The sequence below is a fragment of the Tenacibaculum aestuariivivum genome, from assembly GCF_964507685.1.
Lineage (GTDB): Bacteria > Bacteroidota > Bacteroidia > Flavobacteriales > Flavobacteriaceae > Polaribacter > Polaribacter aestuariivivum.
Genome location: NZ_OZ208414.1, coordinates 1,961,726 through 1,986,230 on the forward strand (window position 1 = coordinate 1,961,726; position 24,505 = coordinate 1,986,230).

The following is a 24,505-nucleotide window of genomic DNA, read 5'->3' on the forward strand; positions in this document are numbered from 1 at the left end:
TAGCATAAAAAATTGATGAAATTAAAAGAAAAGGTAGATTTTTCAGCGTTGTTTGATACACACTATGAAAGATTATATAATTATGTGATAAAAATAGTAAAGGATGAAAGTATATCAAATGATTTATTACAAGAGACTTTTATAAAACTATGGGAAAATATAGATTCTATGAAAATAAATCATCGATCTATAGAATCTTTTTTAATTATAACGTTAAAAAATAAAATTGTAGATCATTTTAGAAAAGAAAACGTAAAAAATAAACATTTAAATCTGTATGTTTTAAATAAAGATATTGAAGAAGAAATAAATAATGAATGGGATTTACAAAAAACAATAGAAGAAGTATATACGTTACTTCCTCAAAAAACAATTGAAATATTTAAGCTTTCAAGAGATAAAGGGCATACTTATGCCGAAATAGCATCTATCAAAAATATATCAATAAAAACTGTAGAAGCTCATATTTCAAAGGCTTTGCAAGTTTTTAGAAAAGAATTAGTGAATTTTTTATAAAAAAATAGGGTACTTGTTGTTTAGAAACGTTTTATAATAAATCTCATATTATTATGAAGCGAGACAAAATTGAAGAAACAGACCTTTGGGCTTATATATCAAACACAGCAAGTGTTGCCATTAAAGCTAAGGTTGAGCGATGGAAAAACTCAACAGAATATGATGAACAATTATTTGAGAAAATAAAAAAAATCAATCAAATTACTAAAGAAAATATTAGTGTAGCTACACCTAATATAGAAAAGAATAAAACCGCCTTTTTCAAAAAGATAGAAAGTAGGGAAAAGAAAAATAACTTTAAAAAGCTTTTCTTTAAATATGCTGCGGCAGTAATAATAGTATTAAGTACTTCTTTTTTCACCTATTTTATAACACAATCTAAAGAAATACATATAGCAACAACTTACGGAGAACAAAAGGAAGTAACGCTTTCAGATGGATCTGTTGTTTGGTTAAATGCTTCAAGTAAAATTTCATATAAAGAGAATGCTCCAAGAACCATCCGTTTAGAAGGAGAAGCTTTTTTTGAAGTAGCAAAAGATAAAAAGCATCCGTTTACGGTAGAAACTCCAGATAATGTTATAGTTAAAGCTTTAGGAACTAGCTTTAATATTAAATATTATAACGAAAGTGATTATTATGAAACCGTTTTATTTACAGGGAAAGTAGTGGTTAGTGCTACAGATTCTAAAAAAAATAAAATGATAATGTTACCTAATGATAAAATAAGAATTCTGAAGAAAAATAAACAAGTTTTAAAATCTGTTATAACAAATAAAATGAATACTATTTCTTGGAGAGAAGGTAAAATTCAATTTAAGAACAAAGCATTTAAAGAAATAGCAACAGATTTTAAAAATCAATATAATTTGAATTTTCATTTTGAAAATGAAAAAATAGCAAACGTAAAATTTACCGGAACTTTTGAAAAAACAATGCCTATAAGAGAAATTTTAGAAATATTAAAAATAACAAAACTTTTTGAGTATCATTTTAATACTCAAAAAAACACTTGGATTATAAAATAAAAAATAGGAGAACGGCAATTCTCCTATTTAATAATGCTGATAAATTTAATTTTAACTGAACAAAACCATTTAACAACATTCAAATCTATGAAAAACAAACAATTTATAACCTCATTGGGGTTAAAAAATGTATCAAAAAAACATTCGTTTTTAATGAAACTCACCTTATCAATTTTTTTGTTTTGTTGCTTGCAAATAGCGGCAACTAATACTTTTTCTCAAAATAACGTAACACTTAATTATAAAAATAAAAGTTTAGATGTTATTTTAAATCAAATAGAAAAACAAACTAATTATAATTTTGTTTTTAATAATGATGAAGTTAACATTCAGAAAAAATTTACAATAAACGTAATTAATAAAAATGTTAACAAAGTAATGAAATTATTGTTTAAAAATACATCAATAAAGTATCAAGTAAAAAATACATTAATAATTTTATCTAAAGAAAAATACATTTATCAAAACGATATCTTAAAAAAACAGCAACAAAAATATACTATTAGTGGAGCCGTAAAAGATGCAACTACTGGAGAAACATTATTAGGTGCAAATGTAATTGTGAAAAATCCTTTAAAGGGAACGGTTACCAATGAATATGGTTTCTATTCGATGACACTTTTAAAAGGTATTTATGTTGTCGAAATTTCTTATATCGGTTATAAAAGTAAACAACTTGAGGTTGTTTTAAATAAAGATATTAAGAGAGATTTTGAGTTAACTTTAGCCGAAAATGCTTTAGAAGAAGTTGTTATAAAATCAATAAATACTAGTAAAAGTCAACTAAAAACAATTTTAACGGGCGTTTCTAGTTTGAAAGCTTCTGAAATAAAAAAGCTTCCTGCATTTTTTGGTGAACCAGATATTACAAGAGCAATTTTAACTCAACCAGGCGTTAGTACAGTAGGGGAAGGTGCTAGTGGATTTAATGTTAGAGGTGGAAATATTGATCAGAATTTATTATTGTTAGATGAAGCACCATTGTATAATTCATCTCATTTATGGGGGCTTTTTTCGGCAATTAACGCCGATGCCTTAAAAGATATAAAATTTTACAAGGGAGGTATTCCTGCACGTTTTGGAGGTAGAGCTTCTTCAGTATTAGATATGAGACAAAAAGAAGGTAGCTCTAAAATTTTTAAAGGAGAAGGAGGTGTTGGTTTGTTATTTTCAAGAGTAACCTTAGAAGGCCCCATAAAAAAAGATAAGCTTAGTTTTTTAGTATCGGGACGTAGAACTTATTTTGATTTGTTTTTTCCATTAGCAGGAGAGGATTTGAAAAAACAAAAAATGTATTTTTATGATTTAAATACAAAATTAGCATGGAATATAAATGATAATAATAAATTATTTTTATCAGGATATTTTGGTCAAGATATAATGAAATTTAAAGCAACAGAAGAAACGGTATATGATAAGAAAACACAAAAAGACAAAAAAGAACCTGCAGGTAAAATAGATTTTTCATGGAACAATGCTACAACAAGTTTACGCTGGAATCATATATTTTCTAGTAAATTGTTTATGAATGTATCAACAATTTATAGTTCTTATAAATATAAATTAGCGGCTGAAAATGAAGGTCCTTCACAAACAGATTCAGGTAGTTCATTTGAGTGGACATCATCCGTAGAAAACTATATTTTTAAACCAGATTTCACCTATTACTTGAATCCAGATACAAAAATGAGGTTTGGAATACATGGAACGTATTATAGATTTACACCCGCTAAAGTAACTAGTACTGAAAAAGGAGTTAATGATATTGATTTTTCAGTAGAAAAAGGCTTGGAAATAGCACCGTATTATGAACTAGAAAAAAAATGGAATAAGTTATCACTAAATTTAGGAGTGCGTTATTCTACCTTTAGAAATCTTGGTCCGTATGAGGTAGCTTCATATGTTTCAGGGCTTCCAAAAACACTAAGTACAGTAACGGGGCAAATGAAGTATAAAAGTGGTGAAACTATAAAGGAGTATGCTGGTTTTGAACCTCGTTTATCATTAAAATTTGATGTTGATGATAGAAAATCATTAAAAATAGGGTACAATAAAATGTATCAGTATATACATTTAATGAGTAATAGTAGTGCTGCACTACCATTTGATGTTTGGAAGCTTTCAGGGAAATATGTAAAGCCACTAGAGGTAAATCAATATTCTTTTGGGTTTGCTTTTGATAGTAAAAATAGAAATTATAATTTTTCGGTAGAAGGGTATTATAAGGATTTTAAAAACTTGGTAGAGTATGTAAATAATGCCGATTTATTTATCAATAAAAATATAGAAACTCAATTATTACCTGCAAAAGGATATGCCTACGGAACAGAATTTTCGGTACATAAAACAAAAGGAAAACTAACAGGTAATTTAAATTATACATACTCGGTTTCTAAAAGAAAAACTGTTAGTGAGTTTTCATCAGAAAATATAAATAACGGCGCATATTTTTCATCAAATTACGATAAGCCTCATATATTTAACGCAACGGCTAACTATAAGTTTAGCGATAAATGGACTATGGGAACTTTTTTTACATTTCAATCAGGAAGACCAACTACAATAATAACAGGGAGAGGTGTTTACGGTGATAATCAAGATGAAACTGTTTTTACCTATTCTGATAGAAATGCTTATAGAATGCAAAATACACATCGTTTAGATGTTTCTTTGACATATACACCTGTTAAAAAAACAACTTCAAAGTGGCAGGGAAGTTGGAGTTTTGGTGTCTATAATATTTATGGAAGAAAAAATGCTTTTTCTAATTATTACACTTTTTCTAATAAGCAAAATCAAAATGTAGGAATATCTAAAACATTAAATAAAAAACAATTTTCGATGTTTGGAGCTCCAATACCATTTGTTACATATAATTTTAAATTTTAAAAAAATGAAATTACTATATACATTATTCATATTGACTATAAGTACGGTTGCTTTTTTTAGTTGCTCAGAAACAATTCCGTTGGATGATATACATGAACCTCACGTTATAATAAGAGGAGGCATGACAAAAAATAATATAATTTTTGTAGATATACAACAAACTGTACCTGTAGATGTAACTACTAAAAAACCAATAAATACAGCAAGAGTTTCTTTATATACAAAATTAACAGATGGGGCTAAAGAGAAAGTTGCAGACCTATTAATTTTGGCAGAAAAAAATGGCGTGTATGAAATAGAAAATAAATTTAATCCGATAGAAAATAATTATTATTGGGTAAAAATAATTTTAGAAGATGGAACTGTTTTAGAATCATCTCCTGAATTATTTAAAGAAAAAGTTGAGGTAAAAAGCATCACTATAAATAATGAAAATACCCGAGTAACTTTTAAGGATTCTTCAGTAACTCAAAAAGATTTTTATTTGATAATCTATAAATTTTATAATGAAAAAGGAGATTTCCTTTTTACTGAATTTTTTGTTGAAAATGATGTTTTATTTCAAGGAAATGAAGATGCTTTTACTGAAATAGAAGATACAGCAAAAAGTGTAGAAGTAGAAATTTCAAATATAAGTCTTAAAAATTATAATTTTTTTAGAAATTATCTAACTCAAACAGAGGTACAAGATGTTGATGAAGACGATTTTTTTTCACAATTATTCTCCGGGCCACCGGCTAATTTAGAAGGAAATATTTTCAACAAAACAACAGGAAAAAGAGCTTTAGGTTATTTCGGATTATTTAATAAAACTATCAAAAAACAAGAGTTTTAAAAGCTTTTTTTTAAAAAAAACAAATCTAAATAAAAGGGACGCTTTAAAAAATGTTCTTTTTTATTTAGATTTTTGTTAAATAATCATTAAAAAACAGCTAATTAGAAGTAGTTTTAAAACATTTTGTAAATTTGTGTGTTTACAATCAGTACTTCATTAATAAAGTTGCTTGTTCAACGAACATAAAAATAGTACATTTAGCATTATGGCGAAAGTAAAATATTATTACGATCCTGATACGTTATCATATCGTAAAATAGAGTCAAAAAAAAGTGAAAAGTATAAAAAAACCTTTTTAGGTATTGTTGGTATTTTATTAATAGCCTTCTTTGGTTTTATAGGTTTTAGTCAGTTTTTAATGTCACCTAACGAAAGGTCACAGAAAAGAGAGCTTGAAAATTTTAAGTTGCACACGGAGTTGATGTCTAAAGAACTAGATATGTTATCAGAAAGGTTATCTGAACTTCAAGAAAGAGATGATAACATTTATAGAACCTATTTTGAAGCAAACCCAATACCAGATGAACAACGTAAAGCAGGTTTTGGCGGTGTTAACAGGTATAAGCATTTAGAGGGCTTTAAAAATAGTGCCATGATTACCAACGTAACTAAACAAATAGAAATTTTGTCTAAACAAATGGTAGTACAATCTAAGTCGTTAGATGAAATTGTTAGTTTAGCAAAAGAAAAAGAAAAAATGTTGGCATCTATACCAGCTATTCAACCAGTAAAAAATGAAGATTTAAAAAGAATGGCTTCTGGTTACGGTATGCGATTACATCCTATTTTAAAATCGTGGAGAATGCATAATGGAATGGATTTTACTTCACCAACAGGTACTCCTATTTTTGCATCAGGTAATGGGAAAATTAAAAAAGCCCACCGTAGCTCTTCTTATGGTAAAGTGGTGTATATAGATCATGGTTATGGGTATGAAACTATTTATGCTCACATGAGTAAAATAGTAGCAAAAAAGGGGCAAAAAGTAAAACGTGGTGATTTAATTGGTTATGTAGGTAATACAGGCCGTTCTGCAGCGCCACATTTACATTACGAGGTGCATAAAAATGGAACACCGGTAAATCCTATTTATTATTATTACGGAGATTTATCGCCAGAAGAATTTGTAGCAATGCAAAAGGCATCACAACAAAAAGGACAATCATACGATTAATTACAATTAGGCACAAAATGTATGTAGAGTTACCTGAAAAGAGATATTATAAGATTGGAGAAGTTTCTAAAGCATTTGGAGTTAATGTATCGCTAATTAGGTTTTGGGAGCAAGAGTTTGATGTAATTAAGCCTAAAAAAAATGCAAAAGGAAATAGGTTATTTACGAAAGAGGATATTGAAAATTTTAAACTAATATTTAATTTAGTAAAAGAAAGAGGTTTTACTCTAGATGGGGCTAAAAAAAAGCTTAAGAGAAACCCCGAAGATGTTATAAATAATCACGAAATTATTAGTAGATTAGAGGTTGTAAAAGCAGCTTTACAAAAAATTAAAAATCAATTATAAAATTAAAATCAAAAATTATGAAAAAATGGTTAGTGCCTTTAATTATTATTGCAATAGTAGCATTCTCAGTATTTAAGTGGGTTGTAGGTTTTAATAATACAGCTATTAGGTTAAATGAAAATATTGCTGAAGCTTGGGGTAATGTAGAAACGGCTTATCAACGAAGAAGTGATTTAATTGGCAATTTAGTTAAAACAGTACAAGGGGCTGCTGATTTTGAAAAAAGTACCTTGGTAGATGTTATTGAAGCAAGAGCAAAAGCAACATCTATAAATATTGACCCATCTAAAATTACACCAGCGCAATTAGCACAATTTAATAAAGTTCAAGGAGGTTTAAGTGGCGCGTTAAAAAGTTTATTGGTAACCGTAGAGCGTTATCCTGATTTAAAAACAAATCAGAATTTTTTAAAGTTACAAGATGAATTAGCAAGTACCGAAAATCAAATACTTACTGTTAGAACTCGTTATAACGAAGCTATAAAACCTTATAATAATCACGTTAAAGTATTTCCCAATTCAATTTTAGCAGGATGGTTTGGTTTTGAAGCGAAACCTTATTTTGCATCAGAAGAAGGAGCAGATAAAGCACCAGATATTAAATTTGATTTTGGTTCTAAAAAGTAATAATTTTTAAATGTCTAAAGTAGAAGATTTTCTTTCTAAAGAAGAAGAGCAGGAAATTATTTTAGCTATTAAAAAAGCTGAACGAAATACTTCTGGTGAAATTAGAGTTCATATAGAAGCATCTTCTGGTAAAGAAGATGCTTTTAAACGAACACTAGATGTGTTTAAATCTTTAAAAATGTTTAATACCAAACAGCAAAACGCGGTTCTAATTTATGTAGCCGTTGAAGATCATACATTTGTTATTTATGGTGATAAGGGTATTAATAACGTGGTGCCTGAAAATTTTTGGGATACAACAAAGAATGTTATGCAAGATCACTTTAAAAAAGGTGATTTTAAACAAGGTATTGTTAACGGAATTTTAAAAGCTGGAGAAGAATTAAAAAGTCATTTTCCATGGCAAGTTAATGATAAAGACGAATTGTCTAACGAAATATCTAAAGGGTAAATTAGGTTGAAAAAAGCTATACATATTTTATTATTTGTTATTGGATTGTTATTTGTTCAAGTAGCATTTTCTCAGGGGTTTAAAATTCCTGAAAAACCTAAAGAGGAAACTAGTGTTTACGACTATGTTGGGTTGCTTTCAGAAACACAAAAAATTACTTTAGAGCATAAATTAATTCAATATTCTGACACTACATCTACACAAATAGTGGTAGCTATTATAAATAGTACCAATGGTGAGAGTATTGGTGTTTTAACACCAAGATGGGCACATAAATGGGGTGTTGGACAAGCCAAAGAAGATAATGGTGTTTTTATATTATTAGCTAAAAATGATAGAAAAATATGGATTTCTCCTGGGTATGGGGTTGAGCATAAATTAACAGCAGGGATTGTTGGTGAAATAACAAGAAATGCTATAATTCCTCATTTTAAGCAAGGGAATTTTTATGCAGGGTTAGATGATGGGGCAACTGAAATTTTTAAAGTATTAAATGGACAATATAAGGGAACTAGAAAACAAAAGGATACGTTTGATCCGAGCTTTATTATTTTTGTAGTTATTTTAATTGTATTTTTTATTATAATATCACGAGGTGATAAAGGAAACGGCGATGATGGTTCTAGAGGCTATAGAAAATCTGATTCAAGAAGCCTTTTAGAAACCATAATTTTAAGTAGTGCCGGTCGTGGAGGTTTTGGTAGCGGTGGCTTTGGTGGCTCTTCTAGTGGAGGTTTTGGCGGCGGTGGCTTCGGTGGAGGTTTTGGTGGTGGAGGTTTTAGTGGAGGTGGAGCTGGTGGTAGCTGGTAAAAGAAAATATTTTTATGAATAAAATATTAATATTTTGCCTATTTATTATATTGATTAGCTGTGAAAATTATAGTAAATTAACTTTAATAAATAATTTACCAAAAACTTTAGAAGAGGTTTCTGGTATTGAAAAATACAATAATACAGCTTTGTTATGGATGCTTAATGATGGCGGAAATAAACCCTTTATTTACAAAGTTGATAAAAAGGGAGATATTGTTAATAAAGTAGCTGTAAATGCTAAAAATAATGATTGGGAAGATATAACTTCTGATAAGGAAGGGAAATTATATATTGCAGACTTTGGTAACAATAATAATAAACGAAAAAAATTAAGAATACTTAAAATTAAGTATCAAGATTTATTAGTTAAAAACCTTGTTGAAGTAACTACGATTAAATTTGGGTATTCAGCTCAAAAAAAGTTTCCACCAAAAAAGAAAAATCGCTTTTTTGACGCGGAAGGTTTGGTGTATAAAAACGGGTTTTTATACATTTTTACCAAGAGTAGAGTTAAAGGTAATTACGGCGTTACAAGCTTCTCATATACCTGCTAAAAAAGGAAACCATATTGCACAATATATTACTACTTTTAAAACGTGTACTAATTTAGCTAGTGTTATTACGGGTGCTACAATATCACCTGATGAAAAAAAAGTAGCTTTGTTAAATCATCAATCGGTTTTTGTGTTTTCTAATTTTATTGGCGACAACTTTTTTTCTGGAGATGTTAAAGAGTTTTCACTAGAACATATTTCTCAAAAAGAAAGTATCACATTTAAAGATAATATGACACTTTATATTACTGATGAAAAAGCACATTCAAAAGGTGGTAAATTATATGAATTTTCGCTTAAATAAAAGTTAGCAATAATTGTATCCAACCAGCTACTAGTAATAAACCTCCTAATGGTGTTACGGGACCTAAGAATTTCATTTTTTTACCTTTAGCGTCTGACAAAATTAATCCGTAAATACTAAAAGAAAAAAGAATAGTTCCTATAATAAATGATAAACTCATAAACTGATTTGGATTGGAAAATGAACTTCCAATAAATAATAAAACAAGGGCGTGATATATTTGATATTTTACGCCTGTTTCAAACGATTTTAATTGATCATCTGATAAAATTTTTTTTAAAGCATGTGCGCCAAATGCACCAAAAATTACTGCTAAACCTCCGAATATAGCACCTGATATTAGTACTAGTTGTTGTGTTATCATTTTTTTATTATTAATTTTTTTTATTTTTTTGAAGCTATATTTTAGTAGCATAATTTTATAAAAAAGCATAGCCTCTATTGTAGCATTTGTTTGAGCTCTCTTGCTTTTTTTGTAAGAAGCGAGTGCAAAAAGTAGGAAATAGCAGTTAATGTGTTTTATAAATAATGTGTTAAGAACTACAGCTTAAAGCCGAGCAACCAATTTTATTACGAGCCCATTCTGGACGTTTTGCAAACCATTTTTGATGTTTTGGTTGTTCAGAGTATGGGTTTTTTAACAACTCATATAATTCATCAATTAAATTATAATTACCATTGTTAGCATCATCAATAGCTAATTGTGCCATGTAATTCCGCAATACGTATTTCGGATTTATGGCATTCATTTTTTCTTTTCTTGTAGAATCAGATAAGGTTTCTTGTTGCAATCTTTTCAGGTAACGATTAAACCAATTTTGCCAATGGTTTTTGATTTCACCTTTAACTTCGATAATCGTATAAAATGCAATTTTTATTTTATCGAAAGCAGTTTCAAAAGTATCATCTGAAGAAATTAGGGCTAAATTTCTAAAGAAAAGCGTCATGTCGGTTTCCGTTAATTGTAAAGTTTCTTCTAAACGACCAATTAATTCTTTATCATTCGCATCCTCAGAAAATAAACCAATTTTCGATTTCATCATTTTTAATTGTTGCTTATTGTAAATATCAGCATATTCATCTAAAATTTCTTGTAAAGGCGGTGCTTCTTCAATAAGTGGAAACAGGGCATTTGCTAATTGAAATAAATTCCAAACACCAATTTGCGATTGATTTCCAAAGCGGTATCGCTTGTGTTGATTGTCAGTTGTATTTGGTGTCCAGCCAGCATCATAGCCTTCTAACCATCCGTAAGGACCGTAATCGATGGTTAATCCGAGGATAGACATATTGTCGGTATTCATAACGCCATGAACAAAACCAACACGTTGCCAATCGACAATCATTTCAAGAGTTCGGTTTCTTATTTGGGTTAAAAAATCAAGATATTTTTGTTTTCCTTCGGATTTAATTTCAGGATAAAAATTAGCAATCGTATAATCTGCTAACGTTTTTAAAGCAGGATAATTTTTTCTAGATGATAAAATTTCAAAACTTCCAAAACGAATAAAACTAGGAGCTAAACGGCTTACAATTGCCCCTTTTTCATAGGCTGCATTTCCGTTGTATAGCATATCTCTTAATACTTGATCGCCAGATAAACTTAATGATAAAGCTCGAGTTGTTGGAACACCTAAATGAAACATTGCTTCGCTACATAAATATTCTCTTATTGATGAGCGTAAAACGGCTAATCCGTCAGCATTTCTTGAGTATGGAGTTTCTCCAGCTCCTTTTAATTGTATTGCCCAGCGTTTGTTATTATGTACAACTTCAGTTAAATTGATGGCTCTACCATCACCTAATTGCCCTGCCCAATTTCCAAATTGATGTCCGCTATAACACATCGCAAATGGATGTGTGTTTTCTAAGACTTTATTTCCTGTAAAAATGTTTACAAAATCTTCTGATTTTGCATCTTCTTTAGTTAATCCAATTGCAGTTAACATCTCTTGGGAAACATGAAGTAACTTCGGATTTGCTGTTTTTTTAGGTTCAACAAACGAAAAACAAGCATCTAAAACCTGTCTTCTTGTATTTTTTAAAATTTTATCGGCAGGTAATTCTTTTGTAAAAGTATCTTGAATGTTAAGCTTCATTTGTGTTTGGATAAATGGATTGACAAAATTACGGTAAATTACTTTAATTTATGAGCATGCAATTTTCGAAGTGTTGCTAATTTTGGCGAAATAACAAAACTACAATACCCTTGTGTTTGGTTTTGTCTGTAATAATTTTGATGTGCTTTTTCTGCCTCATAAAAAATAGTATATGAACTAACTTCGGTAACAATTTTATCTTCATAAAAAGGGGCAACTTCAGTTAAAACAACTTCTGCAATTTCTTTTTGCGATTCGTTATGATAAAAAATTACAGAACGATATTCAGTTCCTTTATCCGCTCCTTGCTGATTTAAGGTTGTCGGATTGTGAGTGGTCATAAAAATTATTAAAATATCTTGATACGAAATAATATTAGCATCAAAAGTAAGTTGAATTACTTCGGCATGTCCTGTTAGGCCAGAACAAACCTCACGGTAAGTTGGATGCCCAGGTACATTGCCACCAGCATAACCCGATACTACTTTTTCAATACCTTTGACTTCTTGAAAAACAGCTTCTGTACACCAAAAACATCCACCGCCTAAAGTAGTTGTTTGTAAATTTTTAGTTGTCATTATTAATTTTTTCTAAAATCATTGATTCTGAATTTATGCAATATCTTAAACCACTAGGCTCAGGACCATCAGGAAAAACGTGTCCTAAATGTGCATCACAAGTATTGCATAAAACTTCTACTCGTACCATTCCCAAAGTACTATCTCTATGATATTTAATGGCATTTTCGGCAATTGGTTGGGTAAAACTAGGCCAGCCAGAACTTGAATCAAATTTAATAGTAGAATCAAACAAAGGTGTGTTACAGCAAGTACAAGTATACTTTCCTTGCTCATAAGAGGTACATAAATCACCTGAAAAAGGACGTTCAGTTCCTTTTAAACGGGTAATTCTAAACTGTTCATCAGTAAGTAATTCTTTCCATTGAGTTTCGGTTTTTTCAACTCTTTTTATTGGTGTTGGATTTCCATTTACTGCAAAGTGAATAATTTTTTTCCAAGTAAGCATATAGTAAATAATAGTTTCATTATTAATTATTAAAAATAAGGATAATTTGAGTAATAACAGCTATTGTTTTTGTAGCTATTTCCCGCTTTTCGCACTCGCTTCTTGCAAAAAAAAAGCAAGAGAGCTCAAACAAATGCTACAATCGGGGCTAGGCTTTTAATAATTTTTGTAGTCATTTAAAAATTACAGTACTTAAATAATATATTTTAAGCTATAGGTATAAAAAAAGTAGTTTTTTCAATCGCTTTTTAAAAATTGATACATCAATTTAAAAAGAAAATGAAAAAACTACTTTTAAATAGTTAGTTTATGTTAAACTTACTTTTGTCTAAAATAAATTATAATAGGTACTCCATTAAAGTTATAATGCTGACGAAGTTGATTTTCTAAATAACGCCTGTACGGATCTCTAACATATTGCGGTAAGTTTGCAAAAAAAGCAAACTGAGGCGTATAAGTAGGTAACTGCATACAGTATTTAATTTTAATATATTTTCCTTTGGTTGCAGGTGGCGGATTTTGTTCTAAAATTTCTAACATCGTTTCGTTTAACTTGCTAGTTTGAATACGGCGTTTTCTGTTCTCAAAAACTTCAACGGCCGTTTCAATAGCTTTAAAAATACGTTGCTTTGTTAATACCGAAGTAAATATAATAGGTACATCTGTAAAAGGAGCAATTTTTCTTCTTATTTGAGCTTCAAAATCACGCATAGTATTGGTTTCTTTTTCAACCAAATCCCATTTATTAACCAATATAACAATACCTTTTTTGTTTTTTTCAGCTAGCCAAAATATTTTTTCATCTTGACCTTCAAAATCACGAGTTGCATCTACTACCAAAACAGCTACATCACAATGTTCAATTGCACGTACTGCACGCATTACTGAGTAAAACTCTAAATCTTCCTTTACTTTTGATTTTTTACGAATCCCAGCAGTGTCTACTAAGTTAAATTCAAAACCAAATCGATTGTATTTAGTATCAATAGAATCTCTAGTAGTACCCGCTATATTTGTAACAATATTCCTATCCTCACCAATTAAAGCATTAATAAAAGAAGATTTACCTGCATTAGGACGACCTACTATAGCAAAACGAGGAAGTTCATTAACTTCAACCTCTTCTTCTTCAGGTATAACTTCGGCAACAGCATCAAGTAATTCACCTGTTCCACTACCATTTATTGATGATATAGTATAATATTCACCTAAACCTAAGTTATAAAATTCAACGGCATCCGCATCACGCATTGCATTGTCTACTTTATTTACCGCCATAAAAAGAGGCTTTTTAACTTGACGTAATATTTTTGCAACTTCGTCATCCATAGGTGTAATTCCTTGCTCAACATCAACTACAAAAATAATAATATCAGCTTCTTCAATAGCTAACTGAACTTGTTTGCGTATTTCTCCTTCAAAAATATCATCAGACCCGACAACATATCCACCAGTATCAATTACCGAAAATTCTTTTCCGTTCCATTCAGACTTTCCGTAATGTCTATCTCTTGTTACCCCACTTACAGAATCAACAATAGCTTCACGGCGTTGTACTAAACGGTTAAATAAAGTGGATTTACCTACATTAGGTCTTCCAACAATGGCTACAATACTACTCATTATGCGAAAATTTGTGCAAAGATACAACTTACGTAACTAAGTTTAAGCGTAATTTTAAAGAGTATAGTATTTTTAGTACATTGTAGCAGAATTATTTTATGTATGGACGATCAATTATATAATCAAATTTTTTTAAAGCCTCGATTTCAAATTGATTTTGAATTGAACTCTGATGTTTTATTAAGTGAAATAAAAAATCATTTATCTGATGAGTTAAAGTATAAAATGAAAATTATTGACAATCACGTTGTTATTGATGTGCCTGTTTGTGAAACTCATTTTTGGTCGCCACAGCTTTTATTAGAAGTAGAGTCATTAACTGATAAAACGTCTAAAATTAAAGGGTTATTTGGTCCAAAACCCCAAGTTTGGACCTTTTTTATGTTCTTACACTTTGTTGTTGCTACCGCTTTTTTGATTTTTGGAGTTATGGCGTATAGTAATTGGTCTTTAAAAAGAGTAGCTGTACTACCTATAGTAATGTTGGTTGTATTGCCTATACTGTGGATAGTACTTTATTTTGTTGGGTCAATGGGTAAATCTGTAGGTAAAAAACAGATGGATGAATTAAAGGATTTTACAAAACTATTGTTAATGAATATCAATTAATCTTTATAGCCAAAACGTTTTAACTGCTTGTCGTTAGTACGCCAATTTTTATTTACCTTAACGTATAGTTCTAGAAATACTTTTTTGTCAAAAAAGAACTCTAAGTCTTTACGAGACTCTGTGCCTACGCGTTTAAGCGCGGCTCCTTTATGACCTATAATAATTCCTTTTTGGGTATCGCGTTCTACCATAATTACAGAACGGATTTTGATAATGTTTTCTTCTTCAAAAAATTCTTCTGTTTCTACTTCTATCGAATATGGAATTTCTTTTTTATAATGTGTTAGAATTTTTTCGCGTATTTTTTCGTTTACAAAAAAACGTTCAGGTTTATCTGTTAATTGATCTTTCGGGTAAAATGCGGGTGCTTCAGGAAGTAATTCTATAATTTTAGTAAAAACTGAATCAACATTAAATTTTTCTAAAGCAGAAATTACATAGACAAATGCATTAGGAACTTTATTTTTCCAGTACTCTATTTTTTCTTCAACTTCATTTTGTGAAGATTTGTCTATTTTATTTAATAATAATATTACAGGAATTTTACTATTAATAATTCTATTAAAAAAGGCCTCATTTTTAAGTTCTTTTTCACCTACCTCAACCATGTATATTAAAACATCAGCATCATCAAAAGCCGATTTTACAAAATCCATCATAGATTGTTGTAATTCATAAGCAGGTTTAATAATACCTGGGGTGTCAGAAAAAATAACTTGATGGTTATCATCGTTTACAATTCCTAAAATACGATGTCTTGTTGTTTGTGCTTTAGAAGTAATGATTGATAATTTTTCACCAACTAATGCGTTCATTAAAGTTGATTTCCCAACATTTGGGTTTCCTATTATGTTTACAAATCCTGCTTTATGTGTCATTTGGCAAATATAAGTTGTTTGAATTAGAAAATGTTTTTTTTATAGCTCTGATAATCTAACAGTTATATATTTTGTTGTTTTAAAAGATATTTTGTTTGGATAAATGAAAGGTAAAATTGTATATTTGCATTCGAAATCGCGGGATAGAGCAGTAGGTAGCTCGTCGGGCTCATAACCCGAAGGTCACTGGTTCGAGTCCAGTTCCCGCTACTAAGCTCAAAAGCTTCACAGAAATGTGAAGCTTTTTTTATGCTTAAAATTTAAAAATAAATAAAAAACAATTTTTATTAGGTCGGGTATGTAAAAGATTGTATATTTGCACTCGAAATCGCGGGATAGAGCAGTAGGTAGCTCGTCGGGCTCATAACCCGAAGGTCACTGGTTCGAGTCCAGTTCCCGCTACTATTTTAAATTAAAGCTCCTTACATTTAATGTAAGGAGCTTTTTGTTGGGTAAATATTTTAATAATAACAATATCAATTGAAAATTTAATGCTTAGTCGTTTTTGTTGTTGTATATAATTTTTACCTCAATATTGTTAATTAACTTTTTCATTTATATAAGTTGTTTGTTTTTTAATAAATTATGACTGTTATAAATTTATTAACCTCTGTACCCTAAAACTTCTATTTTATTTATTGATAAAAAGTGTTTTAAAAAATATAAAACTCTTCTTTATAACTATTGTAATATTTTGTATTTTTGTTTATGTTTTGTTAGTTAATTATAAACAAAATATTTTGTTAGTTTAAGGCTAATTAATATAATTACAATTTTTATAGATATGAATAAAACTGCCATTGTACGTTGTGAACATTTTAATGCTGCTCATAGGTTGCATAATGTTAATTGGAGTGATGAAAAGAATAGTGTTGTTTTTGGTAAATGTAATAATTCTAATTACCATGGTCATAATTACGATATTGAGGTTAAGGTAATTGGTTTTTGTAATCCAGAAACAGGGTATGTTATTGATACTAAAATTTTATCAAGCCTTATTAAACGTGAAGTGCTTGATAGGTTTGATCATAAAAATTTAAATTTAGATGTTAAGGAGTTTGAATTTTTAAATCCTACTGCAGAAAATATAGCAATGGTTATTTACAATATACTTAAGCCTTTGTTAGATGATAGTTTAGAGTTAAGTATTAAACTTTATGAAACTAAGCGTAATTATGTAGTGTATCCTTATGTTTAAATTTAGTTAGATTAATGTTGTTGTTTTTTAAATGCTGTTTTAATATTTTTTAAGTATTAAAACAGCATTTGTGTTTAAATATTATACTAGGTAAATTAGCTTAGTCCTGATTGAAGCATTTGTTTGAGTTCCTTGCAAAGAGCGAGTGCGTAAAGCTGGAGTTGCTTTTGAAATAATTTATTTAAAACTGCTTTTTAATTATAATAGTTTTCGAATACTTATAAAAACGAGAATCATTAATGAGTACCATAAGAAAAATGTAACAATGTATTCTTTTAGTCCTAAAACTAACAGTAGACTTATGACTAGAAGTTGAAATCCAAGTCCGAAAGTAGATAGGGCTGTCATTAATAAATTAGGAAAGCGTTTGGTTTCTGAGGCGTTTGAGTCTAGGGCATAAATTGTTTTATCGAATATTCCATAAAGCGCTTTGTAAATTCCGAACAAAAGGTTTACGTTTTTTTGTTTTTCTCCTTTTAAAGCTTTTGGTGTGCTGTGTTCAAAAATTCTACTAGTAGTATCGCCATTTACGTTGTTTCTAAGAATAACGTAATAATAGTTATACAATGTACCTTGTAATTGAATTGCTAAAAAGGCTAAAAAGCTATATATGTAAAAAGCATCTGTAATGTACCATAGTGCCGCAAAAATAAAGAAGTTTAAAATAATATCGGCAACAGAGTCAAGGTACCTACCTGTGTGTGAAGGTGTTTTTTTTACTCTAGCTAATTCCCCGTCTGCAGCATCAAGTGTTGATTTTAGTAGTAAGAAAAAAGCAGCTGCCCAATAGTAACCTAACAGTATGCAGGTAATGGCTATAAGACCTGAAATGATAAACCATATGGTAACATCAATTGGAGTGTATGAGGTTTTTTTAATTTGATTAACAATTATTCTTGCTACTGGTCTTCCGTAGTCAGAAAGATCTATAAATTTATATTCTTTAGGTAATTTAGACATATTTTGATTTCGGAAAAAATGGATAACTGTATTGTTAACTGTTTTTAAAAAGAGTTTTTCTATTTTTATTGAACGCAAATATACAACAGCTTCATAGATATAATTGATAATGGTATTTGTTTTTTGTTTATTATTTTTAGTTTTTAGTTAAACAATTGTTTAAATTTGCTAGAGTGTTTGATGATATTTATATAATCATTCCGAGTTTTTAATAGTGTAAGTATTTATAGCAATAAAATATGAAATCAAAAACAAAAGGTATATAGGCTAATAATGAGAATATAATTGGTGATTTTTCTATTGATGATATAGGAGATGATCATATGTGTACTGGTTTAGAGACCCCCATGAAAGCAGATGCTTTTGTATTGTCTGATAATGAAAAGAAAGAAAAAATTTCTAATTTATTTGCTCAGATAATGGATGTTATGGGTTTAGATCTTACAGATGATTCTTTAAAGGGTACCCCAAATAGGGTTGCTAAAATGTATATAGATGAGGTGTTCTCAGGACTTAACCCTGCTAATAAGCCTAAAATTGCATTATTTGATAATAAATATCAATACAAGCAAATGCTGGTTGAAAAAAATATTACTTTTTATTCTAATTGCGAACATCATTTTGTACCCATAATTGGTAAAGCGCATATTGCGTATGTGTCTTCAGGAAAGGTTATTGGTATTTCTAAGTTGAATAGAATTGTGCAGTATTATGCTAAACGCCCGCAAGTACAGGAACGTTTAACAAATCAGATTGCGGAAAATTTAAAAGCTATTTTAAATACAAATGATGTTGCTGTTATTATTGATGCAAAGCATTTGTGCGTTTCGTCTAGAGGTATTAAAGATGATACCTCTGCTACGGTTACTTCTTTTTATGGTGGCGTATTTAATACATCTCAGAAAATAGCTGAGTTACAGCATTACCTTAAGCAGTAGTATTTCTAATTTATAAATATTATTTGGTGAGATTTTAATTTTTTAATGATGTTAAATATTTTTCACCATTGTTTATGTGCATTCGTTGTTTTTCAATAGGCATTTTATCAAACATACGTACTAGCATTCCTAATCTTGGGTTTGATAAAAAGAAATTACGATGTATGTGCATAAACCTCCAAAATAGTCCGTCCCATACGGTTTGCCATTCTCCTTTTTTATAATTACTCATTTTAATAATGTAGTTGCTACCGCTTATATAGGGCTTTGTAGCTATTAATCCTCCGTCTGAAAACTGACTCATTCCGTAAACATTGGTAACCATTACCCAGTCATAAGCATCAATAAAAAGTTCCATAAACCATTTATATACTTCATCAGGGTCAAATTCGCAAAGCATCATAAAATTACCTAGTATCATTAAGCGCTCTATATGATGACAGTAGCCTGTTTTAAGTACTTTTTTAATTGTTTGATCAATAGGTTTTATACCTGTGGTTCCGTTGTAGAATGAAGCCGGTATTTTCTTTTTAAATTTCCAAAAGTTGGTAGTGCGTTCTTCACTTCCTCTGGTTTCATAAACACCTCTTATAAATTCTCGCCAACCTATAATTTGTCTAACAAAACCTTCTGTAGAGTTAATGGGTATATTGTTTTCTTTTGCGTAGGTTAGACAGGTTTTTATAATTTCATTAGGAGTTATCAACCCTACATTTAGCATAGGGGTTAATACACTATGATTAAGTATTGAGTTTTCTGCAATAATAGCATCCTCGTATGTTCCAAATTCTAAAAATCGTTGTTCTAAAAACTGAAGTAACCATTGTTTCGTGTTTTTAAAATTAGTTGGGTAAAGCGCATACTCTGTTAGATTTCCTAAGTTAGCAAAAAAGTGAGTTTTTACATATTGTGTAGCTTCTTTATAGTAACTATCTGTATTAGGAAATTGAATTGAAGGAGGTGTTTTTTTAGTAGGGTATTTTTTTCTGTTTTCGGTGTCAAAAGTCCATTTACCACCTGTAGGTGTTCCATTTGGCTCTATAAGTATGTTCTTTTTTTTTCGTTGTTCTTTATAGAAAGTCGTTTGATGGTATTTTTTTTTATCTTTTTTAAAGAAGCTTATTAAGTCTTCTTTTGTGTTTATAAATAAAGGTGATTTGTATATTTTAGTTGTAATATTATTATTTGAACATCCTTTTTTTATTCTTTTTTCAAGCCAATTATCTGTCGTGTCTATATAATTAACATGAGTAATATTTATGCTTTTTAAATAAGGAATTAGTATTCTTATATCAGAAATGGTATTAATACTTTCAATATAATGTATTTCAATATTTTTAATATTACTAATGTAATTAGCATAGTACTTCATGGTGGCTCTATGAAATGCTATTTTTTGTTTATGAAAAGAGTATTGCTTAAAGAATAAATATTCTTCAATAATATATATAGGTGAATTGGTTTCAAAAAGAGGAGATTTTTGAAATAATTGATGAGGAAATACTAAACTAACTTGTGTCATTTTTTTTTTCGGCAACGTTGGCTGCAATATTTTACTTCGTTCCAGTTCTTTTCCCACTTTTTACGCCATGTAAATGGGCGTTCACATACTTTACATGTTTTTTGAGGGAGGTGTTGTTTTTTCATTTTTTAAAACTCAGGTACTTCACTTGCTCTAGCGTAAGGGTAGCTTGCTATTTTATTTAAAGAGTAGTAGCTGTTTAGTCCAGAAATTCCAACACTATTTGTAGTTTCTAAATTCACATCGTTATTTATAATTGCATTTTCGGGTAGTATAAGGTGTTCAATTTCTCCGATAACTAAAATGGTATCGTTTAAAGAAATATCAATAGCTTCCTTAAAACGCATTCCTATTTTAAAATTACTTTCTTTTACAAATGGTGCTTTAAAATTGGTAATATATTCTTCTGATAAATTACATCGATCAAATTCAGATATTGAAACATCTAATTTAGCGGAGGTATAGTGAGCTTTTTTAGAAAATTCAGGATGAATATGGTTAATTGTGTAATATCCATTTTGTAGAATGTTATTGTAGGTATGTCGTGGTATTTCTCCTGAAGGTCTTACTATAAAACCTATTAAAGCAGGGTCGCTACCCAGATGCACTACCGAGCTAAAAATAGCAACATTGGTTTTACCGTTGTTACTTATAGTACCTATAAGATTAGCTGGTTTTATACCTGTTACAGAATTAATTACTTTAATTTTGGTTACCCAATCTAGTTGTTTAATATCGTGTTTAGTATATTGCATTTTAGTTTATTTTATTTACGTGAGTATTTAATATTCTATTTTTTTCTTTCTGTACAGCAGGATGTTTTTTGTGTCCCCAAATTTTATCTCTAGCTAATTTTGCACTTTCTTTTTGATTTACAATAGGTAGTGGATAATCCTTTCCAATAGTAACCCCGCAAAAAGTTTGTTCCATAGTATTCATTTTCCAAGGTTCGTGAATGTATGCTGTTGGAACATTTAATAATTCTGGAATCCACTTTTTTATAAATATTCCCTGCGGATCATGTTCTTGTGAGTTTTTTATAGGATTGTATAAGCGTACTGTATTGATGCCTGTTGTGCCTGCTTGCATTTGAAATTGTGGAAAATGAATGCCTGGTTCATAATCAAGAAATAACCTAGCTAAATGATAAGTACCCTCTCTCCAGTCTTGATCTAAATTTAAGGTTAAAAAAGAAACAAGCATCGCTCTCATTCTAAAGTTAATCCACCCTGTTGCTTCAACGGCTCTCATGCAAGCGTCAATTAAAGGGTACCCAGTATTACCTATTTTCCATGCTTTTATAAAAGCATCATTTTTGTCATGTTTCAATAATTCGTAGCCAATATTAATACAATGAGTTTCATATTTACACTCAACTTCAAATTTTTGGATAAAATGACAATGCCAGTGAAGGCGTGTCAGCATTCCTGAAAAAGCCGCATTATTATTAGTACCGTTAGGATGGGTGCCTACGTATTGAAAAGCTTGTTTTACGCTAATATTTCCCCAAGCTAAATATGGTGATATTCTACTACAAGCTACTCTACTTTCAGTAGGTTTTGAAATATGTTTATGATATTTAAATCCTCTTTTTAAAGTAAATGATTTTAAGTAACGCCAAGCATTTTGTTCACCCGCTGGTTGATAACTTTTGGAGTATACTTCTAATTTTGATATAAAATTTTCAGGTAATTTGAAAGGATGTGTTGTTTTGTTTAATATTGATGTTGAGTACCTATTTTTAATAATGGGTTGATGCATTTTCATACGCCACTTTTTACTCCAATTATCTCTATTTTTAATACCCCTTATAATTCCATCTCTTTGAAATTCTGTCCAAGTAATATTATTTTTTTTACAGAGTAAAGCTATGTTTTTATCACGTAGCCATGTTAATTTTGTACCACTTTCTTGAATGCTAAATAGTTGGTTAATGTTAACTTGATCAGTTAAAAATTTAAAAACACTAGTAGCATCTCCATAGTACATATCAACATGTCTGTTAAATTTACTTAAAGTTGTATTCAGAGCTTTAATAGAATGATATATAAATTGTAAATGACGTAAGCTAGTATCAGGATAATTTATTAAGTCAGGTTCAAATAAGTAAATTATCAAATAAGGAAGCTTTGATTTTTCAGCTTCTAAAAATGATTCATGATCTTGAGAGCGTATATCACGCTTTAACCAAACAATATTTATAGTTTTTTTATTCAACAATTTAAATTTTAACGCTTACTTATTTTATTTCCAGAAATAGCTTTTTGTCGTGAGCATTTAAAACGCGTAATGTTTGAACTTCGTTTTTGTAGATGCTTTTTACTCACATTACTATTTACTCGTTTACGCCAGCGTTTAAAACTATTTTCTTTAAGGTAGCTGCGCATTAATTTGATAACATCTTTTTCAGATAGTTTAAATTGAAATAATATGGCTTCGAAAGGAGTTCTGTCTTCCCATGCCATTTCTATAATTCGATCCAATTCTCTTTCTGTAAATTTTTGTATGCTTGTTGTTGTGTTAATTATACCTTTTCCCATACTTGATCAACATTTAAATAAAAACTACCAAATGCGTTAAAATTGCACTCCTCAGGTGCTATGATAGAAAGAAATGATGTTCCGTCTTTTCTTTTATAAAGATGATATATTTGGCCTATAATAGGTTCAAAAGTAAAATTGGCATCAAAAATTAGTTTATTGTATTCAAAGTTTTCCATCATTTTATCATATTCTGCTTTAAGCTCTAAATATTTAGCTGCTACTTTATGATTTATTTTATTGATGCTTCTGTTTTTCCAAGCAATACTATCTGTAGTGGTAATTACAGGTGCTCCTACAGATGTAGCGTAAGGCTTTAAAGCTGCATCATATTTTTGGGTTATAGTGTTAAAAACTACATTGTCAGGTTTTTTATTTTTAGTCATTATATAAAATTGTATTAACTCAGTTTTTCTAATTTTTTCATTATCTCCTCTGCTTCAAAACTTTTTTTATCACTCATTTTTCTGTTTATTGTAGATAAAACATGTGCTTCTTTTAAAAGTTTTTCATATTGAGTTTGAAGTTTTTCCTTTATTGTTTTCTTTTTAAATATTCCGAACATTTTTATAAGAGTTTATAGTTTTAAAGGTTACGTTCTTGACTAAATTATTTTATAAAGATAATGAATGTTTAACTAATTTTAACTAAAGTTAAACAAAATATTATTTTAGTATTTAGTTGGATAAATTTTGCTATTTTAAAATGAGTATTTATTTTTTTTGGGGTATAAAAATGATTTTTTATGTTGTTTTTTAGTAAGCTAATGTTTTCTTATATTGTGTTTTTTGTTAAAATTATACCTGTTTTTTAGAAAAATAATAACATGTACTTAATATTTTTTATAAAATAATTAGTTGAAAAATAAAATGGTAATTATTTAGATTTTTTCTTTTTTAAAGAAGAAAAATACTATCTTTGCCCCACAAAATCGCGGGATAGAGCAGTAGGTAGCTCGTCGGGCTCATAACCCGAAGGTCACTGGTTCGAGTCCAGTTCCCGCTACTATAAAAGAGTAATCAGTAATGATTACTCTTTTTTTTTTGAATAAAAGGCTATTTAATAAAGAAAGATGTTATTTTTACAGAAATTAAAATAACATAATTAATAGTGTAGTAATGAGGAAATTAACAATGGTTTTTATGTTTTTAGTATGTCTTATTTCTTATGGGCAAATACATAACCCTGTAAAATGGACTACTATTGTCGAGAGAATATCAGATTACGAAAGTGAATTAATAGCTATTGCTACTTTAGATGATGAATGGCATATTTATTCTCAAGAAATAGGTGAAGGAGGGCCGATACCCACCTTGTTTTCTTTTGCTGGAGATAAACGCTACTTAAAAAAAGGCAACACAAAAGAAGAGGAAGGGTATATTATTGATGATGAAATATTTAATATGCGTATTAAATATTTTGATAATAAAGCTGTATTTAAGCAACGAGTTAGATTAAAAACAAATGAAAAATTTGTTATAAAAGGAACTGTTGAATTTATGGTTTGTTCAAACGAAACTTGTTTACCGCCAAAAGAAGTAGATTTATCTTTTGCAATTAATTAAATATCAATAA

Annotated in this window: 29 protein-coding genes and 3 tRNA genes; 18 read left to right on the top strand and 14 right to left on the bottom strand. The window is 29.4% G+C overall.

The genetic code is table 11. From position 1 onward, the window contains the following. Nucleotides 1-15 precede the first annotated feature (15 nt). From ACN5J4_RS08750 to ACN5J4_RS08800, 11 genes are all read left to right on the top strand, one after another. Nucleotides 16-516: a sigma-70 family RNA polymerase sigma factor gene (locus tag ACN5J4_RS08750; protein WP_418651156.1), complete on the top strand. Its 501-nt coding sequence runs from the start codon at nucleotides 16-18 to the stop codon at nucleotides 514-516. A 53-nt stretch (nucleotides 517-569) separates the two neighbouring features. Next, nucleotides 570-1,544, top strand: a complete 975-nt coding sequence (locus tag ACN5J4_RS08755) for a FecR family protein (protein WP_418649627.1) — start codon at nucleotides 570-572, stop codon at nucleotides 1,542-1,544. Between the two features lie 87 nt (nucleotides 1,545-1,631). Beyond that, nucleotides 1,632-4,433, top strand: coding sequence for a carboxypeptidase-like regulatory domain-containing protein (locus ACN5J4_RS08760; RefSeq protein ID WP_418649628.1), 2,802 nt, complete (start codon nucleotides 1,632-1,634; stop codon nucleotides 4,431-4,433). A 4-nt stretch (nucleotides 4,434-4,437) separates the two neighbouring features. Continuing rightward, the gene (locus ACN5J4_RS08765; protein ID WP_418649629.1) at nucleotides 4,438-5,268 is read left to right on the top strand and encodes a hypothetical protein; all 831 of its coding nucleotides are present in this window, start codon (nucleotides 4,438-4,440) and stop codon (nucleotides 5,266-5,268) included. A 205-nt stretch (nucleotides 5,269-5,473) separates the two neighbouring features. Beyond that, on the top strand, nucleotides 5,474-6,442 hold the full coding sequence (locus ACN5J4_RS08770; protein WP_418649630.1) for a M23 family metallopeptidase: 969 nt from the start codon (nucleotides 5,474-5,476) through the stop codon (nucleotides 6,440-6,442). Between the two features lie 17 nt (nucleotides 6,443-6,459). Beyond that, nucleotides 6,460-6,789, top strand: coding sequence for a MerR family transcriptional regulator (locus ACN5J4_RS08775; protein WP_418649631.1), 330 nt, complete (start codon nucleotides 6,460-6,462; stop codon nucleotides 6,787-6,789). A 17-nt stretch (nucleotides 6,790-6,806) separates the two neighbouring features. Continuing rightward, nucleotides 6,807-7,415, top strand: a complete 609-nt coding sequence (locus ACN5J4_RS08780) for a LemA family protein (protein ID WP_418649632.1) — start codon at nucleotides 6,807-6,809, stop codon at nucleotides 7,413-7,415. A 10-nt stretch (nucleotides 7,416-7,425) separates the two neighbouring features. Next, nucleotides 7,426-7,866 carry a TPM domain-containing protein gene (locus tag ACN5J4_RS08785; protein WP_418649633.1) on the top strand — a complete coding sequence of 147 codons (441 nt, stop codon included), beginning with the start codon at nucleotides 7,426-7,428 and terminating at the stop codon, nucleotides 7,864-7,866. Nucleotides 7,867-7,872: 6 nt separating this feature from the next. Beyond that, nucleotides 7,873-8,676: a TPM domain-containing protein gene (locus ACN5J4_RS08790; protein ID WP_418649634.1), complete on the top strand. Its 804-nt coding sequence runs from the start codon at nucleotides 7,873-7,875 to the stop codon at nucleotides 8,674-8,676. A gap of 14 nt (nucleotides 8,677-8,690) precedes the next feature. After that, nucleotides 8,691-9,233, top strand: a complete 543-nt coding sequence (locus ACN5J4_RS08795) for a hypothetical protein (protein ID WP_418649635.1) — start codon at nucleotides 8,691-8,693, stop codon at nucleotides 9,231-9,233. Nucleotides 9,234-9,339: 106 nt separating this feature from the next. Then, nucleotides 9,340-9,537, top strand: a complete 198-nt coding sequence (locus tag ACN5J4_RS08800; protein ID WP_418649636.1) for a hypothetical protein — start codon at nucleotides 9,340-9,342, stop codon at nucleotides 9,535-9,537. Here ACN5J4_RS08800 and ACN5J4_RS08805 read toward each other — a convergent pair. The 5 genes from ACN5J4_RS08805 to der all read right to left on the bottom strand — a co-directional run bounded on the left by ACN5J4_RS08805 (nucleotide 9,530) and on the right by der (nucleotide 14,285). Beyond that, nucleotides 9,530-9,901 carry a DUF423 domain-containing protein gene (locus ACN5J4_RS08805; RefSeq protein WP_418649637.1) on the bottom strand — a complete coding sequence of 124 codons (372 nt, stop codon included), beginning with the start codon at nucleotides 9,899-9,901 and terminating at the stop codon, nucleotides 9,530-9,532. The genes ACN5J4_RS08800 and ACN5J4_RS08805 overlap by 8 nt on opposite strands. Before the next feature lie 169 nt (nucleotides 9,902-10,070). Beyond that, a complete protein-coding gene (locus ACN5J4_RS08810; RefSeq protein WP_418649638.1) occupies nucleotides 10,071-11,636 on the bottom strand; it encodes a protein adenylyltransferase SelO in 1,566 nt (521 codons plus the stop codon). A gap of 38 nt (nucleotides 11,637-11,674) precedes the next feature. After that, entirely contained in the window at nucleotides 11,675-12,214 is a 540-nt protein-coding gene (gene msrA / locus ACN5J4_RS08815; RefSeq protein WP_418649639.1) for a peptide-methionine (S)-S-oxide reductase MsrA, read from the bottom strand. Next, nucleotides 12,204-12,662 (bottom strand): peptide-methionine (R)-S-oxide reductase MsrB, encoded by a 459-nt coding sequence (gene msrB / locus ACN5J4_RS08820; RefSeq protein WP_418649640.1) that lies wholly within the window; start codon nucleotides 12,660-12,662, stop codon nucleotides 12,204-12,206. The genes msrA and msrB overlap by 11 nt, the downstream gene beginning before the upstream one ends. 318 nt (nucleotides 12,663-12,980) lie before the next feature. Then, entirely contained in the window at nucleotides 12,981-14,285 is a 1,305-nt protein-coding gene (der, locus tag ACN5J4_RS08825) for a ribosome biogenesis GTPase Der (protein WP_418649641.1), read from the bottom strand. 102 nt (nucleotides 14,286-14,387) lie between these two features. Between der and ACN5J4_RS08830 the strand changes: the two genes are divergently transcribed. Then, complete coding sequence (locus ACN5J4_RS08830) at nucleotides 14,388-14,894, top strand: GTP-binding protein (protein WP_418649642.1); 507 nt, start codon at nucleotides 14,388-14,390, stop codon at nucleotides 14,892-14,894. On the opposite strand, the gene era is transcribed toward ACN5J4_RS08830, so the two are convergent. Next, nucleotides 14,891-15,772 (bottom strand): GTPase Era, encoded by an 882-nt coding sequence (era, locus tag ACN5J4_RS08835; RefSeq protein WP_418649643.1) that lies wholly within the window; start codon nucleotides 15,770-15,772, stop codon nucleotides 14,891-14,893. The genes ACN5J4_RS08830 and era overlap by 4 nt on opposite strands. Before the next feature lie 137 nt (nucleotides 15,773-15,909). Between era and ACN5J4_RS08840 the strand changes: the two genes are divergently transcribed. From ACN5J4_RS08840 to ACN5J4_RS08850, 3 genes are all read left to right on the top strand, one after another. Further along, nucleotides 15,910-15,982: transfer RNA gene (locus ACN5J4_RS08840), tRNA-Met, on the top strand. Nucleotides 15,983-16,101: 119 nt separating this feature from the next. Then, nucleotides 16,102-16,174, top strand: a tRNA-Met gene (locus tag ACN5J4_RS08845). Nucleotides 16,175-16,556: 382 nt separating this feature from the next. Continuing rightward, a complete protein-coding gene (locus ACN5J4_RS08850) occupies nucleotides 16,557-16,970 on the top strand; it encodes a 6-pyruvoyl trahydropterin synthase family protein (RefSeq protein WP_418649644.1) in 414 nt (137 codons plus the stop codon). Between the two features lie 198 nt (nucleotides 16,971-17,168). Here the strand turns inward: ACN5J4_RS08850 and ACN5J4_RS08855 are convergent, their stop codons facing one another. Beyond that, nucleotides 17,169-17,930 carry a CDP-alcohol phosphatidyltransferase family protein gene (locus ACN5J4_RS08855; RefSeq protein ID WP_418649645.1) on the bottom strand — a complete coding sequence of 254 codons (762 nt, stop codon included), beginning with the start codon at nucleotides 17,928-17,930 and terminating at the stop codon, nucleotides 17,169-17,171. Nucleotides 17,931-18,211: 281 nt separating this feature from the next. Between ACN5J4_RS08855 and folE the strand changes: the two genes are divergently transcribed. After that, nucleotides 18,212-18,868: a GTP cyclohydrolase I FolE gene (gene folE / locus ACN5J4_RS08860; RefSeq protein ID WP_418651157.1), complete on the top strand. Its 657-nt coding sequence runs from the start codon at nucleotides 18,212-18,214 to the stop codon at nucleotides 18,866-18,868. 34 nt (nucleotides 18,869-18,902) lie between these two features. Here the strand turns inward: folE and ACN5J4_RS08865 are convergent, their stop codons facing one another. From ACN5J4_RS08865 to ACN5J4_RS08895, 7 genes are read right to left on the bottom strand one after another with little or no spacing between them, the layout of a single operon-like run. After that, nucleotides 18,903-20,390, bottom strand: a complete 1,488-nt coding sequence (locus ACN5J4_RS08865; RefSeq protein WP_418649646.1) for a cryptochrome/photolyase family protein — start codon at nucleotides 20,388-20,390, stop codon at nucleotides 18,903-18,905. After that, entirely contained in the window at nucleotides 20,387-20,515 is a 129-nt protein-coding gene (locus tag ACN5J4_RS08870) for a DUF2256 domain-containing protein (RefSeq protein ID WP_418649647.1), read from the bottom strand. Before ACN5J4_RS08870 ends, ACN5J4_RS08865 begins: the two co-directional genes overlap by 4 nt. A gap of 3 nt (nucleotides 20,516-20,518) precedes the next feature. Further along, on the bottom strand, nucleotides 20,519-21,145 hold the full coding sequence (locus tag ACN5J4_RS08875; RefSeq protein WP_418649648.1) for a flavin reductase family protein: 627 nt from the start codon (nucleotides 21,143-21,145) through the stop codon (nucleotides 20,519-20,521). Between the two features lies 1 nt (nucleotide 21,146). Then, a complete protein-coding gene (locus ACN5J4_RS08880) occupies nucleotides 21,147-22,607 on the bottom strand; it encodes a deoxyribodipyrimidine photo-lyase/cryptochrome family protein (RefSeq protein ID WP_418649649.1) in 1,461 nt (486 codons plus the stop codon). Nucleotides 22,608-22,618: 11 nt separating this feature from the next. After that, nucleotides 22,619-22,930, bottom strand: a complete 312-nt coding sequence (locus ACN5J4_RS08885; RefSeq protein ID WP_418649650.1) for a TIGR03643 family protein — start codon at nucleotides 22,928-22,930, stop codon at nucleotides 22,619-22,621. Then, nucleotides 22,915-23,316, bottom strand: a complete 402-nt coding sequence (locus ACN5J4_RS08890; RefSeq protein WP_418649651.1) for a DUF2452 domain-containing protein — start codon at nucleotides 23,314-23,316, stop codon at nucleotides 22,915-22,917. The genes ACN5J4_RS08885 and ACN5J4_RS08890 overlap by 16 nt, the downstream gene beginning before the upstream one ends. A 14-nt stretch (nucleotides 23,317-23,330) precedes the next feature. Beyond that, entirely contained in the window at nucleotides 23,331-23,495 is a 165-nt protein-coding gene (locus ACN5J4_RS08895) for a Lacal_2735 family protein (protein WP_418649652.1), read from the bottom strand. Between the two features lie 367 nt (nucleotides 23,496-23,862). Here ACN5J4_RS08895 and ACN5J4_RS08900 point away from each other — a divergent pair. Continuing rightward, nucleotides 23,863-23,935: transfer RNA gene (locus tag ACN5J4_RS08900), tRNA-Met, on the top strand. 113 nt (nucleotides 23,936-24,048) lie between these two features. Continuing rightward, nucleotides 24,049-24,495: a protein-disulfide reductase DsbD domain-containing protein gene (locus tag ACN5J4_RS08905; protein ID WP_418649653.1), complete on the top strand. Its 447-nt coding sequence runs from the start codon at nucleotides 24,049-24,051 to the stop codon at nucleotides 24,493-24,495. Nucleotides 24,496-24,505 lie beyond the last annotated feature (10 nt).